Here is a 24,444-nt window from a genome sequence, read left to right on the forward strand (position 1 = left end):
ATTCATGAGGTAATAAACGATTTTAATGTGGTTTTCAGTTTCAATGTTGAACCCAAACGTCTTGGATCGGACTATTGCAAAACACCCAGATACTTGGTCCAAATTCCTACTTCGCCTTTATACTGCTTGGCCATTACCCGAGTGATTTGCGAAATGTGACCCAGATCATGCACTACCCAACTTGATAATAAGTTTCTAAGGGTAACCTCTCCAAGCTCAGGATGTTTTCCCATTTTATCTAAATTTTGAGATACATTCAGGGATTTGAACTCCTCAAGGTTTGCTTCTCTCAATTCTTCAAATTCCACCAATAAATCTGGAATGGATTTGCCTTTACTTATTTCATTTTGCGCAAAACGATCAAATGGTTTAAATGGCATGTCTACTCCATATTCGAGAATGATTTTGGTTCGGGGAATCCAGTCTGTCTTCTCTCCATGAATGAGATGGCCGAGGACGTCAAATGGACTCCACGTATCCGGACCTTCATTATTGGTAGTCCATTCAGGAGATAACTCAGCTAGTAAAGCCCGAAGAACTTTAGGCGTTCTTTCTAAAATTTCAATTGATTTGTCTAAATCATACTGCATATGATTAAAGATATGAAACTAAGCGCGTGCTATGCTATGGCATGATTATTTTTTCCATTAAGGCATTTTTGAAATGCACGCCAGACAGCATCTTGTGCTCATCTTCGTAGTGTTCATATCCGTTTTTTGAAAAGAAGGGCTGTGCGGTAATGCTAACTGAAGCCCAGATTCTCTTTAAATCCATCTTTGATGCATGGCTTTCTATTTTTTCCAACAAAGCCGTGGCTACTCCTTGCCTTTGCAATTGATGATGGACATACATGAAGTCAAGATATCCTTCAGAATCGATCGAACTAAAACCTACGATCTGATTTTTGACTGCAGCCACATAAAACGATTGCTCCTTGATTTTTTGCAGCCATGCTTTTTGATTTTTCGAGCTTGACCACACGTTTAGGTGTGCTTCTGAATAATCTCGTATGTCAATGTGCTTAACCGTTTCTTCGAAAAGTGTCAGGATTTGATCAAGATCTTTGATTTGTGCTTCCCGTATGCGCACTACTTTAATTTTTCTATGGTCATCTGAGCTACACGCTCTCCGATGGCCAATGATGAGGTGGCGGCAGGGGAAGGTGCATTTCCGACATTGATGAATTTGTCATGCTCAACAACTAAAAAATCATCGATTAGTCCACCTTTTCTGTCACAAGCCTGGGCGCGTACACCCGAACCTCCTTTTATCAAATCTCTTTTTTGAATTTCTGGAATTAGTTCCTGGAGAGCCCTGGTAAATGCCCCTTTAGAGTAGGAGCGATACATTTCTCCAAACCCCGTTTTCCAGTATTTGTACGCTACACGCATAAATCCAGGGTAGAAAAGCGTCCCCAGCAATTCTTTCATGTTGATTTGAGATTTCGTATAGCCCTCACGTGCAAAGGCAAGTACGGCGTTTGGGCCAGCTTCAATGCCACCATCAATGTGACGTGTAAAATGAACCCCTAAAAAAGGGAAGTTCGGATCTGGTACCGGGTAGATAAGGTTCCTCACCAAGTTTTCTTTTGCGGGTTTGAGTTTGTAGTATTCGCCTCTAAATGGCACTATTTTAAAATCAATTTTCGCACCAGCTAGCTTGGCGATTTTGTCTGTATACAAACCAGAGCAGTTCACCACTACACGAGTAGTCAGGCGTTCGTTTTCGGTATTTACGTGAATAAATCCTCGCTCTTCTTTGAAGCTCATGAGTTTGTTTGAAGAGAAAATTTCTCCTCCGAAATGCTTAAATTTTTCAGCGTATTTATCGGCTACAAGCTTATAATCAATGATGCCTGTTTGCGGAACATACAATCCTCCAACACCTGCTACATGTGGTTCATATTCTGCCAGCTCTTCAGCTCGTAGCTTCTTTATGTCCGCCAAGCCATTGGCAACACCTCTTTCATGCAAGGTATTCAATGCATCGAGTTGTGTTTCTTTGGTAGCGACTACAATCTTGCCACATAGCTCGTAGGGGATCTCTTCTTCGTTGCAGAAATCAAGCAGCATATTGTATCCGTCCACACAGTTCTTGGCTTTGAAACTGCCGGGTTTGTAGTAAAGCCCTGAGTGAATGACTCCACTGTTATGACCAGTCTGGTGTTGAGCGATGGTTCGCTCTTTTTCAATTACCGCAACCTTGAAGGTGGGATTCTTTTCCTTAATTTTAAGTGCAGAGGCTAATCCAACAATGCCTCCACCTATCACAACAACGTTATACATATACCTGATTAAAGATCAGCAGCAAATATCGGTGCTTCACTTTGGATAGCGAAGGATTATTTCAAAATCAAATCGGGTTTCTTAGTTTGGCCATTGAATAGTCTCATCATCTAGAAACTGTGGGCCCCATTGAATCTCTTCCAGAATATCCTGATGCAACCAAAAGTTTAAGCCCAGCTCCTCGGAGGCGATTAGCTTCTGATCGGGATGATCTTCCGATGACATATCCTCTATTTCCAACTCTTTGATTCCGAGCATATCAAGTTCTTCCATCAGTTCATCTGTATTCAGTCCTATGAGGGAGGAGCCTTTGAGTTGATAATCTTCCGATGAAACGGAAATGATAACCAGCTTCCAGTCTTCGGCTTCCTCAAAACTGAGGTCCAGTCGCAGTGGATGATATTCCCACGCATCGCTTTGATCGTCTGCATCATCACCGTAGTGTGTGATCTCCTGGTGGTCAGGTGCTCCTAGGACTGCTTTCACATCATCTCTACTCATCCCAAACTTCAATTTCCCGAGTCCTACACCAGGCAGTATGTCTACATGCACTTTTTCCATTTCTGATTTTTTAGCAAAGGTAGGTATTGGCTAGTAAGTCTTCCTGATTCATTTTCAGTATTAAGGGAGAGGGAATGAGGCTAGCTACCATAGTAGGTCTGGTCTTTACTTAATTAAGAGCACGCCTGAATTTATGGGGTAAAGCCATTCTATACCTCTTTCAGTGATCACCGCATCATCTTCAAGGGCGATTCTTATTTTTCGGCCGCCCCATTCCGGAAGCTTGGTATAGGCAAAAAGTTCGATGGAAATGAGGTTACTGGATTTCAATTCATAACCCAACCTGACAGGGTTAAAGAAAGCGATTGAAGGCCCTATTCCATGGCCCCAGTTCCCAACTGAGTGACAGCCAATGATTATATCTGTTTTATCTAAATCAGTGTACTGGTTAAAGGCTTTCATTTTATTGAATCCGGCCTTGATCAGGGCTTCATAGATGGCCTCTTCCGCGGCTTGTGCTGTTACTCCCGGCTTGATGGTTTTCTTTATGATTGCTCGTGCTTTAGCTCCCTGGTCAAAGGCATTTTGAATGCCTGGTGGCAAACTCGCTTCACCATCTTTCAATACATAGGCCATGCGTTTCATATCGGTGAACATGTTCATGAGACCTACGCCCCAATCGATGGTAAGGAAGTCTCCTCGTTGTATGATTCGATTGGTTGATGTTGCTTCAATCCCGTCCGGCCCTGTGATATAGACGGAGGGCATGCCAAAGGAAGAACCCAGGTTATTTTTGAACTGTTGTTCTTTCATCCACCAAGCAACATCCTCAAGGGTGGTTACTCCAGGCGTGATTACTTCGTTTGAAAGTGCTCGCTCTGCGAGCGTGTAGGATAGCTCTCCAGCTTCAGCATAAATTGCCAGCTCGCTGGCTACACGTCTGGATCGGAAATCTGATACCAGTTTTTCTGCCGAGACAAACCTTTCAGCATATTTGGAGCCCAAAACCTCGGTAAGCTCCTGATGATTCGAATAGGTAAGCCCATCAGCTCCACCCATATTTTTCGAAATGTTAAGGCCAATGCGCTGAGGATTTCGAGCCATTACAAACGCTTTAAGTTCATCTACCGATCCGAAGTAATCATAGGTTCCACCTTCCTCCAAAAGATATCCGTTTATTCCTAACGCAGCTCGCTCAATACGATCTCCTCCGCGATCTGTGAAAATGTAGTACCCGGTCGAAAAGACGTATCCTTCGCCCATGTCGGAATACAACGGATCAAAATTTCCTTCGCGATTGGTGACAATCCACATGTCAATCTTGTTTTCACGCATAGCTTCCGGTAACACCAGATCGAACTTGTCATTTCTGACCTGATTCAATTTGCGCCACCTACGCATGGCTTCCTGGCCATATGTGAGAGTACAAATTATGAGAAGAAGGGAGGTGAAAAAGGTCTTCATATTGGTATTCATTGGTTTATGGAAAAAGATAAACTAAGCTAGCAAAGATCAACGGGAACGCCTAGCCATGTACTCTTAAGGATTTTCTTGTTAATTATCTCTTTTTCAGAGATCCATTATGGAACTGATGAGTCAGCCTGAATTTCGGCGATGTGGTATATCGTGAATCGTGGCAACAAGCTGTTCTTAATTGGCTTTCAAAATAAATTTTATTCAGCTGTCACTTTTTTGTTGTTCAAAACACTATTACCATTGGAGGCACTTGTTGAATGGTTAATACAAAACAGTCCGAATTTTTAAAACTCTACGAACCCGTACACGAGCGGTTTGAAAAATACTGCCGTGCCCGCACCTATGGTGGCTATCCGTACGAGGATTTGATGAACGACTGTTTGCTTGTAGCCTATGATAAGCTGGATTCTATCAAAGATCACGAGGCATTCTTGCGGTTTTTGATTGGCATCAGTCGCCGATTGTTGGCGAATGCTTCCAGAAAAATGAAACCTGAACCCATGGCCGAATCAATGGATCCATCAGAACGCGACAATGCGGAGACGTCCATGAAAGTTCAGTTTCTACACTGGTGTCTGTCCAAGTTACCTGAACCTCAGAAAGAAGCTTTGGTGCTCTATGAGATTGTTGGTTTTTCCATCAAGGAGATAGCCGAGTCTATGGAGGTCACTGAAGCGAATGTCAAGAAAAGGTTGAGTCGTGGGCGACAAAAATTGAAAGAAGTGGTAGCAGAAGAAATGCAAAACGAGAAAGGAGTGAAACATGCCTGATGAGAAATTCATAAACGATTTGTTTGAGGCGGCACGTCAAGAGCCAGCCGCACGCTCTCTGAAATCTGTAACGCAATTCGTACAAGCTACCGGCTCTGGCACCAGTACCAGTTTAATTGTACAATGGTTAAAACAACACAAAATGAACATTTTCATATCAACAAGTGGCGTCATAGTCGCTACATCAATCTTATTGTTTTCTAAGCCAGAAGCATCTGAGCAAAACACTTTAGTAGAGACCATTCAAACGCCAGCAGAGCGAGTCGAATTGGTTGAGACAACAGAAACGGAACCAGAGCCGGCAGAAGAAGCAACGAATGAACCAGCTAATGATGCTGGAGTTACCTCAATGGAAGTCGAAAAGGAAGAAGAAACGATAGTAGAGGAGGAAGCGAGTAAAGAAGAAGTTGTAAAAGTTTCTCCTTCGCAGGACAGCAGTCAGGCACAAATGCGACTGCTTGTCTCAAGTCAGGATACAGAACCAGCATCGACGAGTAATGAGCCAAAGAGGGCTCCGGTAGAAATTGTCTCTCAAGAGCATATGATTGTGCTGGAAAGCGCAAAAGGACGAAGTTCTGTGAAGGAATTTAGCGAGTATTTGACCAATAACTTACCTCAGCTAAAGCATGAATTTACCAGCACCGCTACAGATAGGGAAATCAAAAAATTCACTTTGAAGCTGGACAATGGATACAAAGCTAACTTCCGAATGCAGGTATCAGGCTTTGAGCAGTTAAAACTCCACTGGGAGACATCCGAGGACGGTGAAATCAAGAATGTGTGGTACCGATTGGATGACAAAGAGCTAAAAGAGTTGAATTTTTCAAAATCGACCAAGAGTTCAGTCAGGGTGAAATTTATACATAAGGATTTTTGAGATTTCAAAAAAGACCTTCAACTGGCACGAGCTTGCAGCTCGTGCTTTTTTTATTGCAATTCCAAATTATAGAATTGACTTGATACCCCCTTTTAATTGGTAGACCTCCATCGCTTGATTGTCTGTTAGAGGTTTATTAAATATTGCCATGTCATCCATTAAGCCTCTAAAATTCAATCCAAGGAAAATGTTTGATTTCTCCAACTCCCAGGTAAAAGGATCACCTATTCCGCTAATAGTGCCCACTTTTTCACCATTCAGGTAAAGGCTAGCCAAACTGTTTTCAGTACCTAAACCATCATAAGATATCAGGATATGTGTCCAGGTACTTTTGGTAAATGGGGGTGTCTCAACGGTAACAAGTCTCTTGTCGAATACCGCTTTTACAGATGAATTCAGCGTGTCTAGGGTCCAGGCATTTTTATCACCTATGACGCCCAATCTAAAGTTAGGGGGATCTTCATCTGTGAAATCTACCCAGATCGACGCATCATTGAAATTGGTATCAGTGATTTGTATTGGATCTGTGTACCCGTCGAGATCAGTTGAAGGATCAACACTTAACCAGAAGGAAATAGTGCCAGACCAGTTTTGTGGGTCATAGGCTATGTTGTCCTTGCTTTTATAAAAAATGACTTGACTACTCGTATTGCCAAACTGAAATGCATCACCAAACTGACCTTTTCCTTTGACGATTTGGTGATCATCGTTATTCATGCCAACCTGTATCCCTTCTAAAACCCTACTTGAGTTAATGTATGAAGAATTGGCAGTGTAAATGTAAGCGTCTCCCAATGCGAAATCGGCTGTAGTGCCGCTATCAAAAGAAACATAGAAAGTAAGGGCATTTTTCAGCTCCGAGTTAGAATCAGATTGACAAGAAAAAAGGAAGAAAAACAAGCCTCCAATTAGAATAGTATTGATATGCAGTTTTTTCATGTTTTGTATTTAGTAGAAAGGATCACTGATTTTGACAATCAAAGGACGAAGGTTTATTCGAATGCGGATGGTGTTATAAATGAGGATTTTTGAATGTAACCATTAATTTTTTTAATAACTATTTTTTTGATTCGAACGTCGAGCTAGTAGGCTTTTTGCTGACAATCCATGAACAGAACTAAGATTCTTTGCTAACCGACAGGCACAATGTCTAATCGCAACAATCCTAATTTCAACTACCAATGATCTTGGTGACTCCTTGGGTTTTGCTTTCAAGGCCAATGTTGTAGCCTGAGTAAAGGTTGATTGTTACTTCTTCTGCTTCTGGAAATTCTCTTCTAACAATCGCATTGATTTCACTGAAATGGGCAGACTCTTTATCTAGGGATTCCAATCCAGCATCAATTCTCACAGTAATATTCACATTACGAGATTCCTGCGATACTCTCATGTTTATAACCTTGATGACATCCTCCCTTTTTTCTATGGATTCCTTTACATGGAGAAACTGGGTCAACTCGGTTTCTGCGAAAGTAAAATAAACCGCACCACTTATTATCAAGACACCTAGAACGCCAACTGGAATCAGTTTTTTACTCCCCATATTGTTCGATGCTCCGATTTGAAAGTCGGTCACGCCTTTGTTCAATACAACACTTGAGACTAAGATGTCATGCAGCCCCCTGCGGGATTTGTTGACTAATACGAAGTAGCCAAAGACAAAAATAAAGTACAGGATCGCTGCTTGGATGATAAGAAAGAAAGAGCCGCTTGACAGCATTCCGATGTTCATCAAAGGGAAGAAAACCATCAACGATCTTAGCAATGATTTCCGCACAGTCAAATACTGTTTCGCTAAGCTCATTACTTGAATTTTTACTATACGTTTTCCAAGCGTTTGACCTTTCCCAATGTTGCTTTGCAGAGTGGTAAAGTAAACGATGACAAACGCACTCCCTGCGAGCGTCCCGTAACCAGCCAATGAAACGTAAAAGTCTTCTAGAAGGAAGCCGGATAAAAAGCCAATGAATGCCAGAAGGCTGAAGTCAATGGCAAGTGCCAGTAATCTCCTAATAATTGAAGACGTTGTTTGTTGATCCATCCAAAATAATGCCTAGCTAATCAGGAATTCAGTTACGTAATTCATTGTACTCTGTCAAGCCTTCTCTTTTCAGTAAATACAGTCCTGTGGGCTGTCATTCCTCCTAGCTACTTTTCTTTTTTGAATGGACCATCCTTTCTCCCATCAGCGTAGACGAGTTCAATTGCGGTTACTACTTTTTGCTCATTTCTTATAAATAGGATGTTGGGGATTCCCCCAGGGGCACGAACTCCTTCAGGGACTTTCATTTCGTAGAGATCTCCCTGAAGTAGGACCAGTTTCAAGGCCACAGGGCTTATGGCCCGCTGATATTGTAACTCTCCTGATTCATCTACCCAAATTTTTCTTTCGCCTTCGTAGACCCCCGCAAATGGCGAAGCTTGTGAGGCATTTTGTTCATTGGTCATTTCACTGCCTGAATTGGCAATCCCTACTTTTTCAAACTTGATCAGGTTGTTTTTTCTATCAATGGTTGTACGTAAATCCTTAAGAACCTCATAGCCCAGGTTAACAAATTCGAAACCCTCTGCTAACATCACTTTGGGATTTTCATAGGTGGCATTTCCAATCTTTATAGAACCAACCAGCTCCGCATCCCATCTGTTAAAACTGGCAACAGGAGTTCTGATGGGCGAGCCTTTCACTGGGGGTTCTTTGAAAGTAAGCTTATCCTTCATAGAATAGGGAAGTGTAAAGGCACTTGGGTTGCCTGTATCAAGATGTGCTTCAATACTATGTCCATCTACGTCTATGTTCAAGTTAAGAACTCTGGGATTTTGAATAAAGGAAGTAACATCATCATCGTCTTTAGATAATCCTCCAATTGTCAAAATGAGTTTTGAACCTGGATAATCCATTGTCACCAGGTAATCTTCTAGGAAGTACCCACCTAGAATTCCATCTACGGAAACCATGGCTTTGATAGCAATGACATTCATTTCTGCATCTTTGGAAATATTTGTGCCAGGGAAACTCACCTTCTCGACATTGACCCTTTGTGAAACGAGCTTGTTTTCAGACCCAGGGGTCCTCAATGGGTCTTCGCCGACCACTTCAAAGCCAAACGCTTCATTTAGACTTTCATCAATGACGTTCGCGGAAGATCCTGTATCGAAGATGAACTTGAAAGGACCTTTTCCATCGATCATTACTTCAACTATTGGACGTCTGGTTGTGACATCCATTGGGAGAACAATACTCTGACGCTGAACCCTCGTTGGTTGACAGGTAGACATTAGCGCTATTTGGCAGAGAACGACTGTAACTGCTATTTTTCTCATAGTTAAATACTGTTAAATGCTTGATTGATTGATTACTTTTAATTTGCTTGACAGCAACAGTCATGAGAAAAGCGACCGATTACCTGAAAGAAAAATGAAATTATTATCCAATTAATATGAAAGAAATTGTAGCGGATTCTCTGTCAGGAAATGTGAAAGTTGGTGATTGGAAGATATCTCCGACTTACGGAATATTGGCCAGCCCTGAAAGCAAGTCATTGGTACTTGAGCCGAGACTGGCTAAACTAATTTATCTCCTCAGCGAAAACGCCGATGCGATCGTGACGAGAGATTATTTGATTAAAAACATTTGGACGGAGACGATCGTCAATGATGAATCTTTAACCAGAGCCATCGCGGATCTAAGAAAGGTACTACGGGAGAATTTTATTCATGGCATAGGTATCGAGACCATTCCTAAAAGAGGGTATAAGCTGACTCTCTCGACGACAGGTCGAGTTCGCCCCATTCCGCTGAAAATTGGCCGGCCAAAGCGATATGTATTGTACGGTGCCACAGCCCTTTTTCTTACCTTTTTATGGTACATAGGTTTTCTGAAGATTGTGGTAATGTAACACTTTGAGTCAGGAGCTTTTGGAGTAGTCACAAGCGAGACGCTTGCGCTAGGGAGGGCTTTTAGAGTAGTCACACTTTTTTTCATCTGACTGTTAGCAGTTGATTTTTATCATTTCACATGTAAAAATCCTTTTACAATATTGTCTACTACGCTATGATGGACATTCCATTTATCATAAACTTCCTGTGCCCATCTTTTTATCAAATCCTTACACCTCTTTTCATTGATCGAATTCTCCAGAATATCGGTAGTCGTAATTTCCCCTCGTTCAAGGATAGGGGGTGGAGTTAAATACTCATCTTTCTTATGAGCTTTATACGTATTCAGATACTCACTGAGCTTCGGGGATAATTTGTAAGACCACTTAACATCATATTTGAAAATCAAATGCAGTCTGGAAAGGTGAAAATGGTTATTCCATCTGCCGTGAATTTCAGGATGTTGCAATGTGTGTGCATCAACAGTCAGAAATCTATAGATATGATTTTCAATGTTCGCAAAATCAATCTGATGGAATCCCAGATTGAAAATTTCCAAGCATTCGTGAATGCCTCTTTTTGTATTGGCACCGCAGAATTGACACTTCCCATTGTCTAAAAGTGTAACTCCATTCTTTTCAGCTAAATCAACATAATCTTGCATTATCGTTGATTTTATTCATGCTTCTTTAATTGTAAGTGACCACAAACAAATTCCAATAGCTCACAGGGGTTAGCCTCGATAGCTAAAGCAATCAAATAGATTTCATCTGCTCTTAATTTAGTTGACTCGTTAATTGAGAGTTCACTAAGTCTTTGTTTACTAATTCCAGTCCTTCTGGAAATATGAGATTTATTCACTGCTTTTTTATCAAGGTATTCACCAATTTTCGTCATGTTGTTCAATTTATTCTTAATAATTATAAGAATTAATGAGACTAATGTGCAGAAAATATTGATTTTAATTTGATTATGTCAATAAAATCTGTATAATTGACAATATTAAATTGATCGGTAAAATCATGTAAACAATGAACCGAAAAATCCTTATTCCAATTTCAAATCAAGAGTTGTATAATTCTCGCAAAGGGATTCTTGGCCTTTTAAGAAGAGTTGAACTTGACGAGTGCGACGAACGCTTGAAAGAAGATTTGAAATCAGTATTTGGGCTACTAAACCTTTTATTCGTCTTTGACCCAAATCAACCATAATGAACTCACATATCCAAGCAGAAAACCTACCGTTCTTCAAGTTGTCCGATAGTCAGGATTTGATCCTTTTCTTGATCAAGAAAGAGTTGCAAGGCACGAAATTCGTTCAAGAGTTGGATCGTGTTGGTTTTGACCCATCGGTTTTTTGTCCAGACTTGGGAGTTGTTATCCTGTCGCTTGTTGGATTCGAGAATCGAAGTGATGAGTTGTGGAATTGGTACAGTGAAGTTGTGGATGTTTTTGCTGAGAAAGTAGACCTATGGAACAGGGATACCGTCCAGGAGTTGGCCTTAGATGTTTACTTGGAATTGCGAGCTAAACTGAAATCGGAGAGGGGTTCAAGGTAATGATCAGCGATAACACTCCTGATTTAATTTATAACACAGCTTAGACGGTCACAAGCGAGACGCTTGCGTCAGCGGGGGTTTCTGCTTGCTTTATTTATCACCTCTAAGTAGTGCCATTAACCCAAAAGCTTTTTGCGTATAAAACTCAGAAGTTTCAGCGTCGGTTTTGATTCTTATTTGTTGAAAGTTTCCTGCAAAAGTCATCTGTGCGTCTGAAGCTTTTAGCTCTTGATTTAGTTTCTCAACAAATTTGTTTTTTGAGAAATTGAATGTGGTGTCAGATTCTTTGCTATTCATATCATTAATGTGAGTTGAAACCCGAACCGTTTCGTTTGAGTTCTCAATGATTGAATTCAGTTGGTAAACTCCATTATGTCTATTGATTATCTGGACTTCTAGTTTACTACTTAGACCACCCTGAACAATGTCTAATAATAGCTCAATTGGTTTGGCTGTGGATTTGGAATAGTCTGGCTGCCTGACTGCATTTGTGCATCCAGAGACCACCAAAAGAAAAAATGTTAAAATTCTGAATACTCTGCTCACTATAACTGCCAACGCCCAGATATGGCGCTGTGGCCTCCGAGCTTAATTAATTGCTATAAAAGTAGCTTATCTGTCCGCGCCGACAAGGGGGTGCATTCAAAGCCTACTTACCGCAGGCAGGTATCAGACTAGCACTGCGTCATACAGATAAAAAATTCCACCTTCGCCTTCGCGTAGCTTCAACGACGGCTGAAGCCTTTGGCGAAGGACTCAGCGGAGTAAAGGAGCAGAAGAAAGTAGAAATCACTTCAATTTCCTGGCGGCAGATGAGGTCACAAGCAAGACGCTTGCGCCAGCGGGGGTTAAAATCACGAAGCTAAATAGAAACTCTTTCTTAAGACGCTTTATATAACCAATTTGTTCAGTCTGATATTTCATGGATTAACTGCTCATTTAGCTATCTGATGGTAATGCAAATGCAATTCCAAATTCAAGTACGGTTAACCCAATGAGGATTCCGAACATTGTTAAGAATTGAATGAATGCTTTCCTCTTAGAAGTTGGGTCGTTCTTCTTAAATAGGTTCATTAATATTCGAGCAACGAAGTAGATTATTACCACTGCTTTGACCAGAGTTAGTACTATAAAAATTATTGATTTCATCTTATGAGTTTCGGTGTTCCAATGCCCCACAACGATCTTGATAAAAACCATAGGGATTGAATAGTACCCTTGCTTTGCGTGACCTACGAGCCAAGACCGATTTCTAAATTTAACTATACTTGGTGGTGGACTTGCCAGAATCCGATGATCTTTCGGATTGCAGAAAAGTTCTATGTTTTTTATCTATTGTTAGCATTAGTTTTTTCACTTTTCATGCAATCCTTTTCGTTTTACAATTTTATAAAGATCTTCAAATGAGTTGTAAATTTTTCGTGGGAGAGCTCTTTCTTGTTCTACTCGTATGAAGGTCTCCATTTTATCCCATGAGGAAATTACTACTGCCGCTATTGAAATAATTGCTTTTTTACTCCAAGCACCAGATTTGTAAGCAACTCCGAGTTCTGTGAACAGATTCACATATCGTGTCAAATGAAGGATCATTTCGATATCATTGTCTTTAGTAGAATCAATGAGTCGTTTCACATACTCTTTCCTTTGGTTATCATTTTCAAATGAGTTGAGTTGGTTCGTAAACATCTTGACATACTTCTTTGTCAATAGAAAGTCAGAACTATTATACCTTTCAATATATGACCAAGTTCTATTAAACCGGTAATGACGAATTGTATAAAGGAGTCCCGTTACGATCAAAACAGTGTTCAATACTGTTAGTAAAGGATATATAACTTTGAAAGTCTCTTCCATGAAGAATTGTCTCATTAATGCCAACAATTATTATAAACGCAATATAGGAATAGATCACTTTAGGCTTGAACAACTGAAAAAGGACACGTGTTGCAAACGCGCGCCAGCGGGATAATGGGTCAAAATAGTGATCATTTCTGATCCTTGTTGATTTGGGTTAATTACCTAATTACGAAGGTCACAAGCGAGACGCTTGCGCAAGCGGGAGGGATATTCTTACTAGCGACTGTTAGATAGCATTACCTCGGTTTATCCTTTGGGTCTTGACGACTGTCGAAGAATGTCAATAAGCTGATGTGATCTTTGTTAATCCTATAGAAAATTTTGGTTTGTTTAGAGATTTGAAACCCTCTGATGTGCTTCTCTGCAACCTCCAAAGTTCCAAGCTCAGGGAAGCGTTCAAGTAATTCCAGAAAGTCAAATACTTTATTTCTGAATTTTGTAGATGGTAGTTCACCGAATTCAGTTGAAATGTATGTGTTGATTTCTTGGAACCTTGATTGGGACTTCTTAGTCCAAAGTATTCTCATTTGAATTTGCGAAGAACTTCAGCGTGAGGAGTTAAGTTATTTGAATCTTCTGATTCTTGATAAGCATCCAATACCTCTTGTTTTTGTGAGTCAGTTAAGGAGTTCCAAAGATGTCCATCCTTAGAGTTCCTTCGTTCGGATAAGATATCATGAAGAGATTCAAGTAGGTTTGAATTCTGTATTCCATCAATTAGCTGATGAAGGCTAGCCTTAAGTTCAACTGTACTCATGTTGTAAAGTTACGAAGAATAACGCAAGAAAGTTGATCTGGCGACCATGCTATCTAACGCCCAGCTATGGCGCTGTGGCCTCCGAGCTTTGTTAATTGCGATGAAATTAGCTTATCTGTCCGCGCCTGGCAAGGGGGTTCATTCAAAGCCTGCCTACCGCAGGCAGGTATCAGATAGGCACTGCGCCACGAGGATTAAGAACTCCTACGAGCAGAAGAAAGTAGAAAGCACATCAGTTTCCTGGCGGCAGATGAGGTCACAAGCGAGACGCTTGCGCCAGTGGGGGAAATTCTTTTCAAAGCACTGCATTATGCTTGCCAAGAATTATATAAGCGCAATATAGGAATAGATAACTTTAGGCTTGTAACAACTCATTAAAGGACACGCGTTGCAAACGCGCGCCAGCGGGAGGCTTCTTTCAATTTAACAATTGCTCTCTTCAGTTACGTATTGAATATTGCTTTATGTGCTTTCTCTATATTGAATTTTCAGATGACAGCTTGAGCCTCTATCTCAATCATAAATCCCTCGTTTGCAAGTCCTTTTACACTAACCCATGTACTCGCAGGTGGATTTCTGGCACTAAAATTTTCCTTGAGTATTGAAGTGATAATTGGTGCATCTTCTTTCTGGTAATCCACTTTATAAATTCTTAGCATCATAATATTTTCCATAGTTCCACCTACGGATTCAATAGCAATTTTCAGGTTATCAATTGCTTTTCGAGTTTGTTTTTCTAAATTATTTCCTCCAATGATATTCTGGTTTTCATCCCATGCAACTTGACCAGAAATGAATACTATTTTCCCAGGCGTTGAAATTGTAATTTGTGAAAACCCGTATTGGGTTGAATTAAAAAGTGTTTCTGGATTAATTGTATTTCTTACCATATTGATTCTTTTCTTACATGTGCCTAACGCACAGCTAAAATCCGTAGGCTGACCGTTGCAATTTCGTATAAAGCTATCCGAATCAGGCACTTTTCACAAATAGCGCAGAATGACTATGGATATTTAGCGTTGGTTAGCAGCTTTCCTCCATATCTACTAATTAAACTGTAGATAATATAGAAGTAGGCTCTCCAATGCTCCGATAAAAACGCTTATTAGGATTTCCTTCAAAGACAATTTCCTTAAAGTAAATGGATTCGCATGAGCAACCCATAGGGCCACAATAGCGCAACATACAAACAGTATGGTTGTGTAAGTGCTTAGATTATTGGATAATATTCCCATCCAATCCAAAGCCACTATTTCGAAAATCGTATACCCAAAAATCGCCATCGCGAAATTCGATTTCTGATTTCTTCTAAATAGATACACTCCACTATAAAAGAGCATAATGCTAATAACATATGGAGAAAACTGAATGTAATAATTGAAGCTCATCCACACTTGGAGTTGAACACTAAATTCAGTTCTGATAATAAAAATGCCAAGAGTAATAAGTGCTACAACCGAGAATACTGTTCCAATAATTTTTCTTATTGTCATCTTTTGAGTTTTAGCTAAATAATATACAAAATTTGAATAGACTTAAAAGGTAATTGAGAGAAGCTAGATGCAGTTGACCGGCACGCGAAGTGATATGCACTTTAGCGTCTGTTAGATATTGTTCTTTCCCTTTGAATGGCTCTCTAAAAATTTCTTTAATCGTTTCTTTTTAAGCTCAATAAATATGGAAGCAACTGTTACTGAATTAGGGGAAACTATGTCTGTAGAGTCTTGCAGTTCAGTTACTACGTTGATGGCTTTAATCCAGTTTGGTGAGATAGTTCTTAGTTCGATACTATCCAGTTCAATATTACCCTCTCCTGTTATTAAGTAGAAAGTTTGAACATCAATTTGTCCATCCCGAACAGTTATTCTGAAAGGATCCTGTTCTTGTGCATGTGAGGGTAAAGTGAAAAGAATTCCGATCAGGACTAATAATAATTTGCTCATTGCTCCAAATGATATCTAACGATCTCGTGTATGGCACGTTTTAATGTGCTATACATATTGTTAGCCTTTCTTTTTTAAGATAATAAAGATATTACTTCTTAAATAAATCATAATTGACGTTGATAATTCAACCTAGGCAAGAATATCCCAGCCTGCAAAGCCTACAATAGCATAAAATAAGTTGCTTAGAACATGAATTAGGATCGCCATTTTTAAAGAGCCAGTACGTACCAAGATCCAACCCCAGGTAGCACTATACAGAAAATACATGGGCCACAATATCATGGGACTATGGCCAACAGTGAAAACAATAGACGTTATCAATATAGCTGCCCATAAAGGTATTTTTTTGGCTAATGAAGACTGCAAATACCCTCTAAATACAACCTCTTCCATAATGGGTCCAATAAGGAGTGCCAGCAATAATAAACCAGACATTTCAAGTACTCCTCCATTTGTTTGGATGAAGCTAAACATCTTGGAGCCGCCTGCAATGATTCCTTCGTGACCAAAGGAAGGTAAGATCACTGATCTATATATCCATGCTAAAAAGTGTGTTGATACCAATGCAGCTATAACCAATAATAGGCCTTTGCTTTTTTTAATCTTACTTGGTTGAAGTCCTATCTCCGGATAGAAAGTTTCACCTGATCTACGGATATCCCACCAGTAAAAAATAATTATCATAATGCCACTGAGTAAAGTAGAAGTCAGCCCCAAGATCTCAATAGAAACTTTATTAGTAGGCGAAAAGAACTTTAACCCATAAGAGATAGCTATTCCAGCTAGGAGTTGACATGCATACATGATCACAATGGCCAGAATACCCCTTTTTATTGTTAATTGCTGATGTTTAGTTTCTGTCATCCAGTTTAATTGTTTTTAATATTCATGAAGGCTAACGCCCAGATATGGCGCTGTGGCCTCCGAGCTTAATTATTTGCACTAAAAGTAGCTTATCTGTCCGCGCCCGGCAAGGGGGTGCATTCAAAGCTTGCCTACCGCAGGCAGGTTGCGCGATGAAGATAAAAACATCCACGAGCAGTAGGTGGTAAAAGAACATCAGTTTCTTGGAGGCAGATGAGGTCACAAGCGAGACGCTTGCGCCAGCGGGGGCCAGCGGGGGCACTAAACTAGAGAAACTGACCAACCCCCGCAACAGTATCTACGAAGCACTGCATTGTGAAAGTCTCAAGCCAGAAAGACGAAAAGGAGAGAGGGGGAATGCAAGTAGCAGAATGGGCAGTAGAGCGGTCAAGTTGCTCAGAAACCAGTAGAAAGCACTCTGGCATATGCCTGCTAGTGCTTGTTAGCAGCGGCATTAGTCCAGTTGTGGAAAAAATCAGAGTCAAACATTATCATTTCAGTTAGAAAGAAGAGTTCATCTTTGTCGGAAGGGTTACCCGTGTCAACTAGTTTGCCGTAGTTACCCCACCACGCAGCTTTTTCAATCAGGATTCCGAATTCAGGTGAGAAGAATACTAACATTTCTTCATCATCAGCGTTAGGGTCGTCAAATAGAAACTTATAAACAAGGTAGTTAGTTGGTTCATCCCCTTCGTAATAAATCGATTTCTTATCAATCAATTTAAAACCAAGTTCAGCAGTCGTCTGAGTTACACCTGCAATAGGAAGTTCGTAGCTCTGTGAATCTAGTTCCTCAGTATAGGTTAGATTGTAAACTGAGTCAATAAAAGTTAGTCTAGCTAGTTTCTTAGTTAGTGTGTCGGTTTGATTTCCTTTCCTGAAAACTGTTAAGTACTTATGTTCATTGGTGTTAGATTGCTCGTTATCAGAGTTCTGGCAGCTTGCAAGTACAAGAGTAATCACAAATATTATTGTTAAATGAGTTTTGTACATAGTTAAAGCTCAATCAAAAGTCAATTTATATTGAAGTTAAGTGACGGAAAATAGTTTCAATCACTGAAGTTATAAGCAGTACCAAGACAGACCAAAAAATAATGTTAACTGGTAGCCATATAATTGAGCTAGTAATAAGGTTGTCCCAGCTTATGGGCCAGGATAGCAGGAATATCATAGCTTTTTTATAAAAATTAGTTGAGCCCCAGGTTACTAGGAATATGGAACCAAAAGTGCATGCAATTGAATAAGCTATGAGGAAGGCGATCGTAAGACGGGATGAGATTTTGTACCGAATAATCATTTGTGAGTTCCTTCAGATAGTGGCTGCTAACGACCAGCTAAAATGAGTATGCGCCCCATTTGCTAGATCTTCTAATGATTCTGTTTTGCAAATACCTTTCAAAGTGCTCAGTTCGCATATTCATTTTTAGCATTTGTTAGGGTCTTTTCTGTATTAATACTAGTGATTTTCTATTGTTCAAAAAAGGTAGTTCGATCGTTTTATCAAACGAAGTGTTAGTCGCAAAATGCTTTGCTGTATTGATGTCACTTGACTCTTTTCGAGTGGTATAGATAATCCAGTCACCGATTACCTCCTTAATATGAGGAGTTTGACAATTGAGTTTATCAAGTTGATTTAATTCATTATCTACTTTCAATATTCCTGTCTTAGTCATCAAGTAGATGTTGTCTTCACTATCCCAGAAACTATTAAAGTTATTCAATTTCATTTTCTTCTCATTAGTAACCAGTGCATACAAACCGGCCTTTCGTAACTTCAGGGTGTGTGTTCCTTGTCCTTCAATAGTTAGGAGGTTTTCATTGTGAATACTTGAAAAGTTTGTGGTAGAGGCAAGGAAAATTTCTTCAACTTTATCTGACTCCAGGTTATAACTCAATGAAGATAAGTTTTGTCTGGCTTCAACAATAAAATCAATACTTGACTTTGAAGTCAATAGTTCCGTAGGTTGAGCGTAGTAGTTATAATCGAATAAAGTGTCATATTTTGCCTCCATCAAATTCACTTTTACGAGGACTCGCCCACTAACTCCCACAATTTGGTTATCATTCATCAAATGCCAAAATGAAATAGATGTTCCATCTAGCCTAATAAGTTCTTCAAGTTCATCAGTCTCTAAATTGTAACTCAAGAATTTAGTCCAATACGAGATGTCTTCCATTTCATCAACATTAATCAAGCTAACGAGAAGTCGATCTCCGTTCGCAGAAAATTGTATTGGGAAATGGGAATATGATGAGCTGTATTTGCTTGGACTAAGCCAGCCATCAAACTTTGAAACATCAATCTCTTTCTTCCTGGTTAAACCAAATTGAGAGTCTAAAAAATTAAGTGTTATGATATTGGATGAATACTCAGCTATTACAAGTTCATCTTCTTGGGCAAAGCAATTAGTACTTAGAAATAATATTAATAGGAAGCTATATTTCATGTGGAAGTAAATTGACCCTAACGTCCATGTATGAGGCGTGTGCTCACACTTGGATCGAAGTAGCAAAATAGTGAAATCTGCCGGTGCATCCAAAGTATCAGAAAGCTCTGCGTACAGAAAGATGAAAACTCCTGCGAACTGCACTCGATAGAAAGTACAATACTTTCCTCAACGGTAGATTCACGGTGATGTTTTTACTAAAATTTGCTAGAAGCACTCAAGCACATGCCTTCATACAGTCTGTTAGTAGCTTTTTTCCTTCAACAGTTGCTCCATTGCTGCTCGAGGAAGCTCATCATAATCCTTCGGCCGTTCAAGTTTTGACTTTAGTTCTTGAGTTGTTAAGCTAGAAAACTTGTTCTTCCAGTTGTTAAGTTGCACTGCTCTGAGTCGTTCAGTTCGTTCAATCTCAGGTTGAAAATCTTTATAGACAGAACTGATTGAAGGCCAAAAAGAATACTTGGTTTCAATTGGTTCAATCAGGAATTCATCCTTCGTTAATATTAGTGAGCTAATCCTAAATTCCTTATTATCAGGTGTTCTAATCTTAAGATATGAATAGTTAGACCAAGGAGTCGAGATACGTTTATTACCATCAACCTTATTCTTTTGATAAATTGATAAGTGTTGCTTCACCGTCAACTCGTCAAACTCATAATTGAACTTGATTTCTTCTTTTTCAAATTTGATCGTTCTAGAATCTGAATTGATTATAACAGTTAGTGACTTACTGTTCAGATAATGGTTTAAGTGCATGATCAAAGTTGGCAATAACTCAAAAATCAGGAAGGCTCCAATGGTAATAGGTGCGCCATATGTTATTGAAAATTCCCAAGTCTGCTCTTTTACGTAATGAAGGAAAGGAACAGAAACAAGAATTGTGATTGGTATTGAATAAAGGTGTCTTCTGAAATACTTAAGAGAATTGTGTCGACCTATTTTTGATATTTGATATGATTTTTCCAAGAGCTCAATTGCTACTAACGTCCATGTATGAGGCGTGTGCTCTCACTTTATGGATAGCACTAAAGTAGTGAAGTCTGCCGGTGCTTCCTAAGTTTGCAGAATGCACTGCGTCTCGTAAGTCAAAATTTCCCGAGCTAAACTTCGCAAATAGCACAAACCTTTCTCGGCGGCAGACGCACGGACGAGTTCTAATTCAGTTTGTAGAAAGCACGAAAGCACATGCCTCATACATTCGGTTACCTCACGTTAGTTTACAGCCTTATCAATGACTGATTTCAATTCAGGGTATTTGTAGGTCATAAAATAAGCTCTGCTTACTATGAAATATATGTGTTCATCACTTGCCCACCAGAGAATTCCTCCTTTGCTTATACATTCAGTCCGATTTCCAAGTTGATCTAAGGTTAACTTGAATTGATTTGCAGATCCAATACTTGCGAATTTCACTTCAATTAATTGAAAACTAGAGTAAACGTAATTGCCATTATGATGCGGTTGTTTTAGGTAAGCCGATTTACTACTCAATATTTCATCCAATTTGAGGTTCTGCAGCTCACTTTGATACTCTGAGCAAGTTTTAAACCTCTCTGCCAATTGTTCTTCAAGTTCAGATATCAGTTTGATTGAATCTTGAAGTTGGTAGTCAAGCTCATTATCCAAAAGTTCAATAGCCATTTCAAAGTTCTGACCTAAGCAGGAAAGAGTTGAAATTACTAATAATGTTAAAGTGGCTATGAAATGCATATGAATGTGAGGTAACAATTATATAAACGCAATATAGAAATAGATCACTTTAACCTGCTGAAATGGTAGGGTAATGCAGGTGTGACTCCTTTTAACCTGACGTATTTGGTAGGTTATACACTATTGCGCTTTTCGTGCCAGTTTGGGAAGTTAAAAATGACTTTGCAAATCATTATCTTTATACATATAAAACTCAGCTATGAAACATCTCATCTCACTACTCATCTTCCTGGGTTTCGCCTGTTCGGAGCCAGCAGAAGAACCCATTCAATGGCAGTCCATTGAGGCAGACCTGCAAACGTTATTGATTCAGGCACAGGATGGAGATACCATTGATGTCCCTGCAGGCAATTACATGTTTACCAATCCCTTAATTCTGGATGGCATTTCCAACCTGGTCTTTCAGGGCCAGGGAATGGATCAGACCATTTTGTCTTTCGAGATGCAGACCAGTGGGGCCGAAGGCATTCGAGCAGCTAACTGCACGAACCTGACTTTTCAGCACTTCACCATCCGGGATGCGCCGGGGGATAACATCAAAGTGACGGATACGGACGGTGTTCGGTTTGCCAACGTGAAGTCGGAGTGGAGCGGAGAGCCCAGTGAGGAGAATGGAGCATATGCATTTTATCCGGTGCTCTGCAAGCGAGTGGTGGTAGAAAACTGCTTAGCAATCGGGTCATCTGATGCAGGAATTTATGTGGGACAGTCAGACAGTGTGATCATTCGCAACAATGAAGTCTATCACAATGTGGCTGGGATTGAGAGTGAGAACAGCAGATGGGTGGAAATCTATGGCAACAATGCGCATCACAATACCGGCGGCATCCTCATCTTCGACATGCCCGGACTGACCCAGAGTGGGCATACCACGCGGGTGTATGATAATGAGGTGATATCCAACAACCACACAAACTTCGCCCCTGAAGGTAACGTGGTGGCAGTTGTGCCTCCGGGTACAGGCATCATGATGATGGCGACCCGCAACATTGAGGTGTTCAACAACCGCATCCATCACAACAGAACCGTGGGTACAGCGCTGGCCAGTTACATCCTCGTAGAAGCGTTAGGAGCCGAGGAAGGCTCACAGCTGGAGGACGCCAACAATCAGATCAGTGAAGACTATGATCCGTATCCCAACCTGGTCTATTTCCACGACAATGAATTTGAAAACAAACATTGGTTTCCAACCCTAGAGAACGATTTTGGGCTGCTTTTCCTAAGGTACTTTACTTTCAATCTCCCGGACTTTGCCATGGATGGCATCTTGCCGCCAGATAAGGAATTTGTCATGTGCCTGAACAACAACGGGGAGTTCAACTTTGCCAACATTGATGCAGAGAATGATTTTGAAGGACGCAGCACTGATTGGAGTCTGTACGACTGTGATTCAGGAACCATCGAACCGATCTTCCAATGAGGATACTTGTTTTCATATGGATCGCAACACTTATTTCATGCAGTCAGCCTGAGAAGAAACAACCGGAAATCCAGCGGGTAAGCTTGGGTGTTGAAGAGGTTTCAGATTACCCGAAGATGCTGAGCGAATGGGGCTTTTTCAAAATGCCGATGAGCGATTTAATTCCCAATGATGCGCGCACATTTTCGTATGAAATCAACGCTGCACTCTTTTCAGATTATGCACACAAGGCACGGTTCATCCAATTGCCGGCATCACAGAAAATTGGATACCATGACAGTGAAGCGTTGATCTTTCCGGAAAACACCGTCCTGATAAAGAACTTTTTCTATCCCTTCAATTCCCAGTCTCCAGAATCCGGAAGGCGAATCATGGAGACACGCTTGCTGATTCATGAAAAAAAGGGATGGAAAGCCATTGCTTATCAATGGAATGAAGAGCAAACAGACGCTAAACGAGTCATACTGGGGAAGAAGGTGCCAGTAGAATGGAAAGACACAAATGGAACGCTGCAGCGGATAGATTACAGTATTCCTTCACAACCTCAATGCAAAAGCTGTCACGATTTGGGAGGAAAGATGACGCCCATTGGCCCAACGGCTCGTCAGTTGAATAAGGGTGGGCAACTGACCCATTGGGTTGAAAAAGGGTGGCTGGATGTAGAAGCAGATGCAACATTTCCAAAGCTTGTCGATTATTCAAATGAAAATGAAGAACTGGATGCTCGGGCACGGGCATGGTTGGAAGTCAACTGTGCACATTGTCATAGGAGGGAAGGCCCAGCTAAAAACTCAGGGCTCTATCTTTTGGCATCACAGGCAGATCCTTATCGACTGGGTGTAAACAAGCCACCAATCGCAGCAGGAAAGGGTTCAGGCGGGCTTAAATACAGCATAGTGCCGGGCAATCCCAAGCAATCCATTTTGGTACATCGCATCGCATCTTTGGAGCCAGGCGAGATGATGCCGGAACTTGGACGAAAGATGACGCACAAAGAAGGCGTTGAGTTAATTAGCGCATGGATTACGTCGATGGAGTAATGGCTTGCGCTAGCTCATTAACAAACGCTTTAGGATCATCCAGATAAACAACAATTGTACTGTAGGTCTTTTTAAAACCGTAAAAACTTGCCAATTGAGCCGGGCGTTCTACTTCAATTACCACGTTGTGGCCTTCCATGTCTTTGAAGGGTGACAAGTAAACGATTTCCTTGCTGTCGGTCAGTGATTTGGTTTGCTCCCTGACTGCCTTGATTTGACTCAGTGGAATCATGGATTCACCCATTACGCCATATTTAAGGATAAGCGCATCGTCTTCGATAGTCACGGGGCGCTTGCTCAGTGAGCGAACAATTCCGAATACCTGAAGACATGCGTAGATACTGAGGATTGTCAAAATCCAGGCCACGGTGGCGCTCCAATGCTGAAGTGCAAGGTGCACAGCGAATGCTTCTATGATGATCAGAAAGACAAACACTCCAAGGATCATTCGGGTGCTGGTTGTTTTGTGGTACGAGAATTCATGTGCTGCCAGCTCACGCTTTTTCCAGCTGATAAATCCGTAGTAGAATATGGACAATTCAGTGGCGAATGCTGTGCTCAATGCTTTTGGCATAATGTCTTCAGCAGCTGTCTTGGCTGTGGTAAAGAAATCAATGGATGTGTGCTCATGCTGCTTGAATTTCCTGAACGCTTTGCGAATGGTGATGATCAGGTAGGTGACCACACCTATTTCTAAAAAGGGAAGGAACCATGTTTTTACCTGTGATAAATAGAACTGATGTTCACTGGGCAGAATGATGGAGGCAATAACAATTCCAAGAATAAAAACGGGCACAAGAGTCGTTTTTGGAATATTTCTCTTTCGGATGATGAGAAAGTAGATGACCGGTGTGGTGACCAATAGGTCAAAAGTGATCGCTAGAGAGAGTCCAGATGGATTGGCAGTGAAATGTGAAGAGTTTGCTGCGAAAACACAGGCAACAATGCATGCTATGGGAAGTAGGAAAACGACGTTTCTGAGCCTATGCAGTTGAAGATAATTTACCATCTCTTTAGAGTTGTTGTTCAAAGAGTAGGTAACAAAAGAGGGGTGTTTATT

General features: G+C 40.6%; 31 protein-coding genes. 7 read left to right on the forward strand and 24 right to left on the reverse strand.

What is annotated here, in order from left to right; genetic code table 11:
- Nucleotides 1-71: 71 nt before the first annotated feature.
- The 5 genes from ABJF57_RS20245 to ABJF57_RS20265 all read right to left on the reverse strand — a co-directional run bounded on the left by ABJF57_RS20245 (nucleotide 72) and on the right by ABJF57_RS20265 (nucleotide 4,262).
- Complete coding sequence (locus ABJF57_RS20245) at nucleotides 72-590, reverse strand: DinB family protein (protein WP_462235011.1); 519 nt, start codon at nucleotides 588-590, stop codon at nucleotides 72-74.
- Nucleotides 591-624: 34 nt separating this feature from the next.
- A complete protein-coding gene (locus ABJF57_RS20250) occupies nucleotides 625-1,089 on the reverse strand; it encodes a GNAT family N-acetyltransferase (protein WP_462235009.1) in 465 nt (154 codons plus the stop codon).
- Nucleotides 1,089-2,285 carry an L-2-hydroxyglutarate oxidase gene (lhgO, locus tag ABJF57_RS20255; protein ID WP_462235008.1) on the reverse strand — a complete coding sequence of 399 codons (1,197 nt, stop codon included), beginning with the start codon at nucleotides 2,283-2,285 and terminating at the stop codon, nucleotides 1,089-1,091. Before lhgO ends, ABJF57_RS20250 begins: the two co-directional genes overlap by 1 nt.
- Before the next feature lie 81 nt (nucleotides 2,286-2,366).
- Nucleotides 2,367-2,846, reverse strand: coding sequence for a hypothetical protein (locus ABJF57_RS20260; RefSeq protein ID WP_462235006.1), 480 nt, complete (start codon nucleotides 2,844-2,846; stop codon nucleotides 2,367-2,369).
- Nucleotides 2,847-2,951: 105 nt separating this feature from the next.
- Nucleotides 2,952-4,262: a M24 family metallopeptidase gene (locus tag ABJF57_RS20265; protein WP_462235004.1), complete on the reverse strand. Its 1,311-nt coding sequence runs from the start codon at nucleotides 4,260-4,262 to the stop codon at nucleotides 2,952-2,954.
- Nucleotides 4,263-4,519: 257 nt separating this feature from the next.
- On the opposite strand from ABJF57_RS20265, the gene ABJF57_RS20270 reads away from it, so the two are divergent.
- Together ABJF57_RS20270 and ABJF57_RS20275 are read left to right on the forward strand one after the other, a co-directional pair.
- Nucleotides 4,520-5,032: an RNA polymerase sigma factor gene (locus ABJF57_RS20270; protein WP_462235002.1), complete on the forward strand. Its 513-nt coding sequence runs from the start codon at nucleotides 4,520-4,522 to the stop codon at nucleotides 5,030-5,032.
- Nucleotides 5,025-5,909, forward strand: a complete 885-nt coding sequence (locus ABJF57_RS20275) for a hypothetical protein (RefSeq protein ID WP_462235001.1) — start codon at nucleotides 5,025-5,027, stop codon at nucleotides 5,907-5,909. The genes ABJF57_RS20270 and ABJF57_RS20275 overlap by 8 nt, the downstream gene beginning before the upstream one ends.
- A 66-nt stretch (nucleotides 5,910-5,975) precedes the next feature.
- On the opposite strand, the gene ABJF57_RS20280 is transcribed toward ABJF57_RS20275, so the two are convergent.
- The 3 genes from ABJF57_RS20280 to ABJF57_RS20290 form a co-directional block, all read right to left on the reverse strand.
- Nucleotides 5,976-6,848: a LamG-like jellyroll fold domain-containing protein gene (locus tag ABJF57_RS20280; protein ID WP_462235000.1), complete on the reverse strand. Its 873-nt coding sequence runs from the start codon at nucleotides 6,846-6,848 to the stop codon at nucleotides 5,976-5,978.
- A gap of 232 nt (nucleotides 6,849-7,080) precedes the next feature.
- Nucleotides 7,081-7,950, reverse strand: a complete 870-nt coding sequence (locus ABJF57_RS20285; RefSeq protein ID WP_462234998.1) for an RDD family protein — start codon at nucleotides 7,948-7,950, stop codon at nucleotides 7,081-7,083.
- A 107-nt stretch (nucleotides 7,951-8,057) separates the two neighbouring features.
- On the reverse strand, nucleotides 8,058-9,230 hold the full coding sequence (locus ABJF57_RS20290; RefSeq protein WP_462234996.1) for a retropepsin-like aspartic protease: 1,173 nt from the start codon (nucleotides 9,228-9,230) through the stop codon (nucleotides 8,058-8,060).
- Nucleotides 9,231-9,346: 116 nt separating this feature from the next.
- Here ABJF57_RS20290 and ABJF57_RS20295 point away from each other — a divergent pair, with 116 nt between their 5' ends.
- Nucleotides 9,347-9,805 (forward strand): winged helix-turn-helix domain-containing protein, encoded by a 459-nt coding sequence (locus tag ABJF57_RS20295; RefSeq protein ID WP_462234994.1) that lies wholly within the window; start codon nucleotides 9,347-9,349, stop codon nucleotides 9,803-9,805.
- Nucleotides 9,806-9,915: 110 nt separating this feature from the next.
- On the opposite strand, the gene ABJF57_RS20300 is transcribed toward ABJF57_RS20295, so the two are convergent.
- Nucleotides 9,916-10,449: a DUF5946 family protein gene (locus tag ABJF57_RS20300; protein ID WP_462234992.1), complete on the reverse strand. Its 534-nt coding sequence runs from the start codon at nucleotides 10,447-10,449 to the stop codon at nucleotides 9,916-9,918.
- Nucleotides 10,450-10,460: 11 nt separating this feature from the next.
- Nucleotides 10,461-10,682: a helix-turn-helix domain-containing protein gene (locus ABJF57_RS20305; RefSeq protein ID WP_462234990.1), complete on the reverse strand. Its 222-nt coding sequence runs from the start codon at nucleotides 10,680-10,682 to the stop codon at nucleotides 10,461-10,463.
- Nucleotides 10,683-10,816: 134 nt separating this feature from the next.
- On the opposite strand from ABJF57_RS20305, the gene ABJF57_RS20310 reads away from it, so the two are divergent.
- Both ABJF57_RS20310 and ABJF57_RS20315 read left to right on the forward strand, forming a co-directional pair.
- Nucleotides 10,817-10,996 carry a hypothetical protein gene (locus ABJF57_RS20310; RefSeq protein WP_462234989.1) on the forward strand — a complete coding sequence of 60 codons (180 nt, stop codon included), beginning with the start codon at nucleotides 10,817-10,819 and terminating at the stop codon, nucleotides 10,994-10,996.
- On the forward strand, nucleotides 10,996-11,343 hold the full coding sequence (locus ABJF57_RS20315; protein ID WP_462234987.1) for a hypothetical protein: 348 nt from the start codon (nucleotides 10,996-10,998) through the stop codon (nucleotides 11,341-11,343). Before ABJF57_RS20310 ends, ABJF57_RS20315 begins: the two co-directional genes overlap by 1 nt.
- A 90-nt stretch (nucleotides 11,344-11,433) precedes the next feature.
- Here the strand turns inward: ABJF57_RS20315 and ABJF57_RS20320 are convergent, their stop codons facing one another.
- The 13 genes from ABJF57_RS20320 to ABJF57_RS20380 all read right to left on the reverse strand — a co-directional run bounded on the left by ABJF57_RS20320 (nucleotide 11,434) and on the right by ABJF57_RS20380 (nucleotide 20,855).
- Entirely contained in the window at nucleotides 11,434-11,889 is a 456-nt protein-coding gene (locus ABJF57_RS20320) for a hypothetical protein (protein WP_462234985.1), read from the reverse strand.
- 393 nt (nucleotides 11,890-12,282) lie between these two features.
- Nucleotides 12,283-12,492 carry a hypothetical protein gene (locus ABJF57_RS20325; RefSeq protein WP_462234983.1) on the reverse strand — a complete coding sequence of 70 codons (210 nt, stop codon included), beginning with the start codon at nucleotides 12,490-12,492 and terminating at the stop codon, nucleotides 12,283-12,285.
- Nucleotides 12,493-12,696: 204 nt separating this feature from the next.
- A complete protein-coding gene (locus ABJF57_RS20330; RefSeq protein WP_462234981.1) occupies nucleotides 12,697-13,212 on the reverse strand; it encodes a DUF4760 domain-containing protein in 516 nt (171 codons plus the stop codon).
- A 224-nt stretch (nucleotides 13,213-13,436) separates the two neighbouring features.
- A complete protein-coding gene (locus ABJF57_RS20335; protein WP_462234979.1) occupies nucleotides 13,437-13,727 on the reverse strand; it encodes a type II toxin-antitoxin system RelE/ParE family toxin in 291 nt (96 codons plus the stop codon).
- On the reverse strand, nucleotides 13,724-13,957 hold the full coding sequence (locus tag ABJF57_RS20340) for a hypothetical protein (protein ID WP_462234977.1): 234 nt from the start codon (nucleotides 13,955-13,957) through the stop codon (nucleotides 13,724-13,726). The genes ABJF57_RS20335 and ABJF57_RS20340 overlap by 4 nt, the downstream gene beginning before the upstream one ends.
- Nucleotides 13,958-14,445: 488 nt before the next feature.
- Nucleotides 14,446-14,847, reverse strand: a complete 402-nt coding sequence (locus ABJF57_RS20345) for a RidA family protein (RefSeq protein WP_462234975.1) — start codon at nucleotides 14,845-14,847, stop codon at nucleotides 14,446-14,448.
- 156 nt (nucleotides 14,848-15,003) lie between these two features.
- Entirely contained in the window at nucleotides 15,004-15,450 is a 447-nt protein-coding gene (locus ABJF57_RS20350) for a hypothetical protein (RefSeq protein ID WP_462234974.1), read from the reverse strand.
- Between the two features lie 111 nt (nucleotides 15,451-15,561).
- Nucleotides 15,562-15,900, reverse strand: coding sequence for a hypothetical protein (locus tag ABJF57_RS20355; RefSeq protein ID WP_462234972.1), 339 nt, complete (start codon nucleotides 15,898-15,900; stop codon nucleotides 15,562-15,564).
- Between the two features lie 132 nt (nucleotides 15,901-16,032).
- Nucleotides 16,033-16,767: a lysostaphin resistance A-like protein gene (locus tag ABJF57_RS20360; RefSeq protein WP_462234971.1), complete on the reverse strand. Its 735-nt coding sequence runs from the start codon at nucleotides 16,765-16,767 to the stop codon at nucleotides 16,033-16,035.
- Between the two features lie 432 nt (nucleotides 16,768-17,199).
- Nucleotides 17,200-17,730, reverse strand: coding sequence for a hypothetical protein (locus tag ABJF57_RS20365; RefSeq protein ID WP_462234969.1), 531 nt, complete (start codon nucleotides 17,728-17,730; stop codon nucleotides 17,200-17,202).
- Between the two features lie 470 nt (nucleotides 17,731-18,200).
- Nucleotides 18,201-19,214, reverse strand: a complete 1,014-nt coding sequence (locus ABJF57_RS20370; RefSeq protein WP_462234968.1) for a hypothetical protein — start codon at nucleotides 19,212-19,214, stop codon at nucleotides 18,201-18,203.
- A 243-nt stretch (nucleotides 19,215-19,457) separates the two neighbouring features.
- A complete protein-coding gene (locus tag ABJF57_RS20375; protein WP_462234966.1) occupies nucleotides 19,458-20,180 on the reverse strand; it encodes a hypothetical protein in 723 nt (240 codons plus the stop codon).
- Nucleotides 20,181-20,426: 246 nt separating this feature from the next.
- Entirely contained in the window at nucleotides 20,427-20,855 is a 429-nt protein-coding gene (locus ABJF57_RS20380) for a hypothetical protein (protein WP_462234964.1), read from the reverse strand.
- A 268-nt stretch (nucleotides 20,856-21,123) separates the two neighbouring features.
- Here ABJF57_RS20380 and ABJF57_RS20385 point away from each other — a divergent pair, with 268 nt between their 5' ends.
- Nucleotides 21,124-22,344 carry a parallel beta-helix domain-containing protein gene (locus ABJF57_RS20385; protein ID WP_462234963.1) on the forward strand — a complete coding sequence of 407 codons (1,221 nt, stop codon included), beginning with the start codon at nucleotides 21,124-21,126 and terminating at the stop codon, nucleotides 22,342-22,344.
- Entirely contained in the window at nucleotides 22,341-23,384 is a 1,044-nt protein-coding gene (locus tag ABJF57_RS20390) for an SO2930 family diheme c-type cytochrome (protein ID WP_462234962.1), read from the forward strand. Before ABJF57_RS20385 ends, ABJF57_RS20390 begins: the two co-directional genes overlap by 4 nt.
- Here the strand turns inward: ABJF57_RS20390 and ABJF57_RS20395 are convergent.
- The gene (locus ABJF57_RS20395) at nucleotides 23,368-24,393 is read right to left on the reverse strand and encodes a hypothetical protein (protein ID WP_462234960.1); all 1,026 of its coding nucleotides are present in this window, start codon (nucleotides 24,391-24,393) and stop codon (nucleotides 23,368-23,370) included. The two genes, ABJF57_RS20390 and ABJF57_RS20395, sit on opposite strands and share 17 nt — an antisense overlap.
- Nucleotides 24,394-24,444 lie beyond the last annotated feature (51 nt).

This window comes from Ekhidna sp., from assembly GCF_039940915.1.
Lineage (GTDB): Bacteria > Bacteroidota > Bacteroidia > Cytophagales > Cyclobacteriaceae > Ekhidna.

Bases quoted from the DNA above. Each gene is read 5' to 3' on its own strand.
- ABJF57_RS20245 (WP_462235011.1), bottom strand. From the start codon at position 590: ATGCAGTATGATTTAGACAAATCAATTGAAATTTTAGAAAGAACGCCT.
- lhgO (WP_462235008.1), bottom strand. From the start codon at position 2,285: ATGTATAACGTTGTTGTGATAGGTGGAGGCATTGTTGGATTAGCCTCT.
- ABJF57_RS20260 (WP_462235006.1), bottom strand. From the start codon at position 2,846: ATGGAAAAAGTGCATGTAGACATACTGCCTGGTGTAGGACTCGGGAAA.
- ABJF57_RS20265 (WP_462235004.1), bottom strand. From the start codon at position 4,262: ATGAATACCAATATGAAGACCTTTTTCACCTCCCTTCTTCTCATAATT.
- ABJF57_RS20270 (WP_462235002.1), top strand. From the start codon at position 4,520: ATGGTTAATACAAAACAGTCCGAATTTTTAAAACTCTACGAACCCGTA.
- ABJF57_RS20275 (WP_462235001.1), top strand. From the start codon at position 5,025: ATGCCTGATGAGAAATTCATAAACGATTTGTTTGAGGCGGCACGTCAA.
- ABJF57_RS20280 (WP_462235000.1), bottom strand. From the start codon at position 6,848: ATGAAAAAACTGCATATCAATACTATTCTAATTGGAGGCTTGTTTTTC.
- ABJF57_RS20285 (WP_462234998.1), bottom strand. From the start codon at position 7,950: ATGGATCAACAAACAACGTCTTCAATTATTAGGAGATTACTGGCACTT.
- ABJF57_RS20290 (WP_462234996.1), bottom strand. From the start codon at position 9,230: ATGAGAAAAATAGCAGTTACAGTCGTTCTCTGCCAAATAGCGCTAATG.
- ABJF57_RS20295 (WP_462234994.1), top strand. From the start codon at position 9,347: ATGAAAGAAATTGTAGCGGATTCTCTGTCAGGAAATGTGAAAGTTGGT.
- ABJF57_RS20300 (WP_462234992.1), bottom strand. From the start codon at position 10,449: ATGCAAGATTATGTTGATTTAGCTGAAAAGAATGGAGTTACACTTTTA.
- ABJF57_RS20305 (WP_462234990.1), bottom strand. From the start codon at position 10,682: ATGACGAAAATTGGTGAATACCTTGATAAAAAAGCAGTGAATAAATCT.
- ABJF57_RS20310 (WP_462234989.1), top strand. From the start codon at position 10,817: ATGAACCGAAAAATCCTTATTCCAATTTCAAATCAAGAGTTGTATAAT.
- ABJF57_RS20315 (WP_462234987.1), top strand. From the start codon at position 10,996: ATGAACTCACATATCCAAGCAGAAAACCTACCGTTCTTCAAGTTGTCC.
- ABJF57_RS20325 (WP_462234983.1), bottom strand. From the start codon at position 12,492: ATGAAATCAATAATTTTTATAGTACTAACTCTGGTCAAAGCAGTGGTA.
- ABJF57_RS20330 (WP_462234981.1), bottom strand. From the start codon at position 13,212: ATGAGACAATTCTTCATGGAAGAGACTTTCAAAGTTATATATCCTTTA.
- ABJF57_RS20335 (WP_462234979.1), bottom strand. From the start codon at position 13,727: ATGAGAATACTTTGGACTAAGAAGTCCCAATCAAGGTTCCAAGAAATC.
- ABJF57_RS20340 (WP_462234977.1), bottom strand. From the start codon at position 13,957: ATGAGTACAGTTGAACTTAAGGCTAGCCTTCATCAGCTAATTGATGGA.
- ABJF57_RS20345 (WP_462234975.1), bottom strand. From the start codon at position 14,847: ATGGTAAGAAATACAATTAATCCAGAAACACTTTTTAATTCAACCCAA.
- ABJF57_RS20350 (WP_462234974.1), bottom strand. From the start codon at position 15,450: ATGACAATAAGAAAAATTATTGGAACAGTATTCTCGGTTGTAGCACTT.
- ABJF57_RS20355 (WP_462234972.1), bottom strand. From the start codon at position 15,900: ATGAGCAAATTATTATTAGTCCTGATCGGAATTCTTTTCACTTTACCC.
- ABJF57_RS20360 (WP_462234971.1), bottom strand. From the start codon at position 16,767: ATGACAGAAACTAAACATCAGCAATTAACAATAAAAAGGGGTATTCTG.
- ABJF57_RS20370 (WP_462234968.1), bottom strand. From the start codon at position 19,214: ATGAAATATAGCTTCCTATTAATATTATTTCTAAGTACTAATTGCTTT.
- ABJF57_RS20380 (WP_462234964.1), bottom strand. From the start codon at position 20,855: ATGGCTATTGAACTTTTGGATAATGAGCTTGACTACCAACTTCAAGAT.
- ABJF57_RS20385 (WP_462234963.1), top strand. From the start codon at position 21,124: ATGAAACATCTCATCTCACTACTCATCTTCCTGGGTTTCGCCTGTTCG.
- ABJF57_RS20390 (WP_462234962.1), top strand. From the start codon at position 22,341: ATGAGGATACTTGTTTTCATATGGATCGCAACACTTATTTCATGCAGT.
- ABJF57_RS20395 (WP_462234960.1), bottom strand. From the start codon at position 24,393: ATGGTAAATTATCTTCAACTGCATAGGCTCAGAAACGTCGTTTTCCTA.